This window comes from Streptococcus sp. 544 (assembly GCF_013277385.1).
Taxonomy (GTDB): Bacteria; Bacillota; Bacilli; order Lactobacillales; family Streptococcaceae; genus Streptococcus; species Streptococcus mitis_BA.
Window position 1 is genome coordinate 1 of the sequence record NZ_VMMU01000039.1, and the last position, 5,838, is coordinate 5,838.

At 31.5% G+C, this 5,838-nt stretch carries 5 protein-coding genes and 2 pseudogenes; 1 reads left to right on the forward strand and 6 read right to left on the reverse strand.

Features of this window, described 5'->3' with window-relative positions:
• Positions 1–308: 308 nt before the first annotated feature.
• The 5 genes and pseudogenes from HT728_RS10425 to HT728_RS10445 all read right to left on the reverse strand — a co-directional run bounded on the left by HT728_RS10425 (position 309) and on the right by HT728_RS10445 (position 4,559).
• Positions 309–1,562 (reverse strand): hypothetical protein, encoded by a 1,254-nt coding sequence (locus HT728_RS10425; RefSeq protein WP_173214592.1) that lies wholly within the window; start codon positions 1,560–1,562, stop codon positions 309–311.
• Positions 1,563–2,273: 711 nt separating this feature from the next.
• Positions 2,274–2,611: pseudogene (locus HT728_RS10430) on the reverse strand (type II toxin-antitoxin system RelE/ParE family toxin).
• A complete protein-coding gene (locus HT728_RS10435; RefSeq protein ID WP_173235127.1) occupies positions 2,601–2,888 on the reverse strand; it encodes a type II toxin-antitoxin system RelB/DinJ family antitoxin in 288 nt (95 codons plus the stop codon). Before HT728_RS10435 ends, HT728_RS10430 begins: the two are co-directional and overlap by 11 nt.
• Positions 2,889–3,120: 232 nt before the next feature.
• Positions 3,121–4,038, reverse strand: a complete 918-nt coding sequence (locus tag HT728_RS10440; RefSeq protein ID WP_173214597.1) for a hypothetical protein — start codon at positions 4,036–4,038, stop codon at positions 3,121–3,123.
• The gene (locus HT728_RS10445) at positions 4,026–4,559 is read right to left on the reverse strand and encodes a type II toxin-antitoxin system antitoxin SocA domain-containing protein (protein ID WP_173214599.1); all 534 of its coding nucleotides are present in this window, start codon (positions 4,557–4,559) and stop codon (positions 4,026–4,028) included. Before HT728_RS10445 ends, HT728_RS10440 begins: the two co-directional genes overlap by 13 nt.
• 40 nt (positions 4,560–4,599) lie before the next feature.
• On the opposite strand from HT728_RS10445, the pseudogene HT728_RS10450 reads away from it, so the two are divergent.
• Positions 4,600–4,890, forward strand: a pseudogene (locus HT728_RS10450) (tyrosine-type recombinase/integrase); the annotation flags it as partial.
• A gap of 95 nt (positions 4,891–4,985) precedes the next feature.
• On the opposite strand, the gene rpsD reads toward HT728_RS10450, so the two are convergent.
• Positions 4,986–5,597, reverse strand: a complete 612-nt coding sequence (gene rpsD, locus HT728_RS10455) for a 30S ribosomal protein S4 (protein WP_000092756.1) — start codon at positions 5,595–5,597, stop codon at positions 4,986–4,988.
• Positions 5,598–5,838 lie beyond the last annotated feature (241 nt).

The following is a 5,838-nucleotide window of genomic DNA, read 5'->3' on the forward strand; positions in this document are numbered from 1 at the left end:
CTCCTTTCGCTTTACAATTGGCTTGAACACCTTTATTGTATCGCGTTCGGAGTTTTTGGGGTATAACCTTCGACGCGCACCCGCATAGCGGGTGGTTTTTTTGTCTCGCACCTAACGGAGCGAGACGGACTGAAAGTCACATAACAAAAAAGCATTCCGTAAATTTTTACGAAATGCTAATTAACATATTTTAGTTTTAAGAACTACCTTATTATTGTTCTATGAGTGCTCATAAAGTTTTTGTCACTTTCTATATTTACTTAAAAAATAAATAAGTAAGTAACAAATATATTTTTTCAAGCTAGATACTAACTTCCAGCATTTTTAGAATCATCAAAGCGATATTCTTGTTTTCTATCATCAATTTCAATCGTCAATAATTTATCCTTAAGTTCTCCTACTTTTGTATTCGAATTATCTCTTATTGTCATGCTGATTGCATCATAACTATATTTATTATTTCCAATTCTTAACTGATTCTTTTCTAAATAAATTATTTCATTTTCATCGTTGCTTGATAACTCTTTTTTGTTTTTTATGATTTTATATTCTCCTCTCCCATGAGTTTCCATTTTAGAATTTAAAATACTATTAAAAAATAGTGTAACTATTAGCAATGCTAGAAATACCAACCAAACATTATGATCAGGCCTCTTCAATTTCCTCAGGCGTTCATTTTTCCTCATAATATAAAAATCATTTAATGTACTTGAATGGTCTAAAATAAAGTAGTCTTTATCGATTTTTAAAATATGATTGGAGATAATTTTAAAATTTTGAGTATGGCCTGATTTATCCATTAATACATTATCAGACAATCTATAATACTCTGTTTTTGTGGGCATGTTTTTTATAAACGTATTTTTGTATCTATAATAGTATATTTCTTTATCAACACTGAACTTCTTTTTATTTCTAATTTTAAAATATTTTCCATCTCGATTTAAGAATCCATCTTCATTAATCACAGGTAATAAAAATCTGCAAATCATATTAATTAAACTTTCTTTATATTCAAAAAGAATAATAAAGGAAAAGAAAACAATTAATAGTTTTACTAATGCACTGTAAACCGTAAAATAAGAAAGGTAAGTTGTGTTTCCTACTTCAATATTACTTGAAGTTGAAATATTAACAAAATATAAAAATACATTACTGTTTGTAATTTTTTCCGATAACAACAAAGAAAAATATAATAGAGGAACGAACAATAACACATTGAACTTCATTTTGAAGAAGCTCTCCTTTAGTTCAGTATCAGACTCTCCCATTTGAGGACGTATTTTTTTAGGAAGTAAGTATTGAATATCTTCATTCAAAATTTGAAGAAGAACAGAGACCAGTATAAGAGATATAAAAGTCCAATTGAAGAATGAAGATTCAATTCCTACTATTGAAAATAAAAATATGGGTATAGCAATCACTAAAAGCAATAAGTAAGGGGAAATGTTTGATAAATAACTAAAAATTCTAGTAAATAGTAATATTGTTATCACTATGAAAATGAAATTTTCAATAAAAATACCGTAGGGAGTATTATATAGCCACTCTTCACCCATCATTATTAGAATAGATGTTCGTAATATAAAAAACAAAAAAAGTATCTAATTATACAGAAAATAATTTTAAATATACCTCTAAGTGAGATAGTATTTGATATTTTAGTTATTTGACTGTTTAAGTCTCCTAGGTCCGTATTTACATTTTCTTTCTCTAGGAACCAAACACATACCATTAAACTTAGATAGCAAATAAGCGCAATAATAAAATATATTTTCTTTTCCATATCTGAAAATATGAAGTAGATTAGAAAAAATAAATTTACTATATCTAAAATCGTTGAGATTACGTAATTATACTTCATTGGTTTTCGTATAAAAAAAACTATTTATCATATTTAAAATTTCCTTTATTTATATCAAATTCCATAATTCATTCTCTACTAAGATCTATAAAACTAAATATTTTAAGATTTTGTTAAACTATAAATTCCTTAATCTGTCTGCCCCCTCATCTTTAGTTATTTCATAGTTATAAAACGGCAATCCAATAATCCGATATCGTTCATCATCGACTAATGTTTTTGATTCTGATTGAAGAGAGGTAAACTGGAAAAATAATATTACTTTTGGCATCTTTTAACGGAGATTTATATTTTATGTCGAGCAATTGTTCATACGAATTGCTTCCGATAATTTCCAAATTGTGTTTATTCTATCCCTGTTATTAGTCAATGACTTATAATTTAAACGCTCACTACTAATATGTAGGAGCTATTTTTTCTTGAACAAGCGGATGTAGTCCTGTTTACTATGAATAATATCTGATATAAAGACAGCTTTTTTATCCTCTAAAATATGATAGAAGGCTAGGTAATCGCCTAAAATGATGCATCTGGTTTTGTGGGGTGGGTATATAATACCTCCTACTCTTTCATCAGCATCGAATCCTGCTTCTGGGAAGACTTCAAGACGCTCCGAATATTCTTAACTGTGTTTGCTCCTGCCTGTTCTGAAAAGTAGTTAGCTGAGATATAATCTTTAATACCTCTTAGCTGTTCTTGTACCGTTTCGGAGATAATAAGGCCATATGCGTTCTCGTTAAATTCCAAGATTAGCCCTCACTTCATCAAGGCTGCAAGTTCTTCCATGTTCTAAATCTTCAAAGCTACGGCCAATTTCAGCACGCAACTTTGATAGAAGTTCTTCTCTTTCTTTGTCTACTTGGATTTCAAATGGCAAGGCTTTATTTTCTACAATATGATCTAAAAACAAGTTAAAACTGACTGTCATATCAAGATTTTGCGCTGTGATAATAGCTTTAGCCTTCTCTAACAAGTCTCTGTTAGTTTTAAAGTTTACCTGTGTGTTTTTTTCTAAAACATCCATAGTAGTACCTCCTTTTAGACCATTATATCACTTTAAACTATGCAGGTCTAGTTACGTATAGCTACCTATAACTGTATATTAAAAAGCTATTTTAAAAACAAAAAAAGCACTAAAGGGAAGCGCCCAAAAGTGCTTAATATCAGGAACTTAAAAATGATGAGTTCAGCAGGCAAAAAACTAGCACAGCCAAGCGGTGCTTTTTCTATTACAATTATAGTTTTCAGGAGCCAATCTAGGAATATTTAAATGAAATGTAAGTAATTATCACTAATAAAATAATCAATGAAAAATAAAATGAATGACGTAAATAAAAATGCTTCCACTTGTGCGAACAACCCTCTTTGCATTTACTGCTCATGCAGTTTCCAATTTCCTTATTGGTGATTCTAGCAATCCATAATAACAATGAATACATCAATGTTATTACACCAATTAACATCAGACATGAAATTATTATCATCTTAGAAAGATTCATATTTAATAAATCATCTCCGATATCAAAAACAGCTCTTGCTACTTCAATGCCTCCAAACATTACAAAAACAAATGCTGAAAAAATCCCTAAAATTGCTATGAAATCCGTGTAGATAGATGATTTTGTTTGTTCAATATCGTCAGATTGTTCCTGTACAGTTTTAAGAAGTTTATTAGAGTTGGCTGATTGCCCCTGTATATATTTAATAAAATATTTAGCTTGACTTAGTTGGCTTTTAGCTTCTGTAAGAGTATTATTAGAGGCGTCTGATTTTTTCTTTACATCTTGAAGAATTAATCTAGCTTGGTTTAGTTGGCTATTGACATCTTTTAACCCCTGCTCCACTTCCTTAGCAACCCTTGATATATAAGATTTCTGAATTTGAGATAAGCTATAATTAGAACTTATTTTCTTAAGGTTCTTATCTAGTATTAATTTCTTAGCGTTATCATCTGCTTCTATAGTTGAAGATAAATAATCGATGTTCCTATTTAACGTTTCATTGAGCTCATTGCTATTTTCATTCTGGTATACAAATTCAGCAATATAATCGTATGGAATTACTAAATTTTCCTCAGTTAAATTATCTTGAAGCGATTTTACAATACCATCATCATGATTAGAGATATCACCAACTAAAAGAAGTTGGATAAAACTTGTACTTATCTGAGCCATTCTAACTCCTCTGGATGGTTGTTAAAATAATTCAATATCTCTTCATTTGTGTATTTTATCCCTTGAACACCATCACTAATTAACTTTTCGTACTTTTTCCATGGTTCCTGTTTATGAGTTTTCTCCACTATATCAAAAATATCTACATCAGAAAATCTATCAATAACTTTCTTTAACAAATTAGCATCAAGTTCTGGAATATCTTGTGGTTGATACTTAAATATTTTTATGTTTCCTAATGAATTATTTTCTATATTCTCAAAATGAAAATATTCTTTAACAATATCCTGTTTTGTTATTTGAAAAGCTCCAAATCTTTTATATTCATGATATACACTTGGTACAACGGGACCATATTTCCATTTCTCCATTTGTTCCTCAAAAAGAGGATTTTTAGTGTCAACAATTTTAATTACATTGGCAAAATATAATATTTTTTGTAATATGAGGTTGTTAATTGAATAGCTCTTATCGTTAGAATATTCAATTATATAGTTCGCAATAAATAATGGTGGTTGCATTACTGAATCTCCTTTTACTCTTATTATATCACGTAGTTTAAGGACTACAAAACATTTTAGTATTTTTCTTTCTCAATACCCAAACAATAAAACACTAGCAACTCGTTTAAACACACGTTTCAAACATGCTGGTGTACCTAATATTGGATTCCATGGTTTTAGACACACACACGCTAGTCTCTTGCTAAACTCTGGTATACCATATAAAGAATTACAACACCGTCTAGGTCATTCTACACTAGCTATGACTATGGACACTTACAGTCATCTCTCCAAAGAAAAAGCAAAAACAGCCGTCTCATTTTATGAGAAAGCTGTGAGTTCGTTATAAGTGATGACAAAAATGATGACAAACCCAGAAATCAACATTTTAAGACAAAGCAAAAAGCCCACTGTTGTAGGCTTCTTACAATATAAAGTCTTATCTTAAAGCATTTTGTTGTAGAATTCAACGACAAGTGCTTCGTTGATTTCTGGGTTGATTTCGTCGCGTTCTGGCAAACGAGTCAATGAACCTTCCAATTTTTCAGCGTCGAATGATACGAATGCTGGGCGTCCAAGAGTAGCTTCTACTGCTTCAAGGATTGCTGGAACTTTCAATGATTTTTCACGAACTGAGATCACTTGACCTGGAGTTACGCGGTATGATGGGATATCAACGCGTTTTCCGTCAACAAGGATGTGACCGTGGTTTACGAATTGACGAGCTTGACGACGAGTAGTCGCAAGACCAAGACGGTAAACAACGTTATCCAAACGACGTTCCAAAAGAAGCATGAAGTTGAAACCTAGGATGCCGCCTTTGATTTTTGTAGCTTGTACGAACAAGTTACGGAATTGTTTTTCACCTACACCGTAAGTGAAACGAAGTTTTTGTTTTTCAGCCAATTGCAAACCGTATTCTGATAATTTAGAACGGTTGTTTGGTCCGTGTTGTCCTGGTACGTAGTTACGACGTGCCAATTCTTTACCTGTACCTGTAAGTGAAAGGCCAAGGCGACGAGCTTGTTTCCAAGATGGTCCTGTATAACGTGACATGTGAATGTCCTCCTGATATAAATAATATTTCGGTGGAAATAGTCACTTAGAAAGCCCTGATTCGTGCAGATGCCCTTCGCCTAAACAGCCAAGGTTACTTATCATAAGACACCTGTTGACGAGCTTCATGCTTTCCTGCTGATATTTCACACAAAATCCATTTTACCATGAATGGCTAGATTTGTAAAGGGGTCTTAAGCTTTATTTTCACTGCCAGAGAGGTTTGTAACTTCTCAAAGTA

What these genes read in the sequence shown, in the direction of transcription:
- rpsD (WP_000092756.1), bottom strand. Translation starts at nt 5,597, where the DNA reads ATGTCACGTTATACAGGACCATCTTGGAAACAAGCTCGTCGCCTTGGC.
- HT728_RS10445 (WP_173214599.1), bottom strand. Translation starts at nt 4,559, where the DNA reads ATGCAACCACCATTATTTATTGCGAACTATATAATTGAATATTCTAAC.
- HT728_RS10425 (WP_173214592.1), bottom strand. Translation starts at nt 1,562, where the DNA reads ATGATGGGTGAAGAGTGGCTATATAATACTCCCTACGGTATTTTTATT.
- HT728_RS10435 (WP_173235127.1), bottom strand. Translation starts at nt 2,888, where the DNA reads ATGGATGTTTTAGAAAAAAACACACAGGTAAACTTTAAAACTAACAGA.
- HT728_RS10440 (WP_173214597.1), bottom strand. Translation starts at nt 4,038, where the DNA reads ATGGCTCAGATAAGTACAAGTTTTATCCAACTTCTTTTAGTTGGTGAT.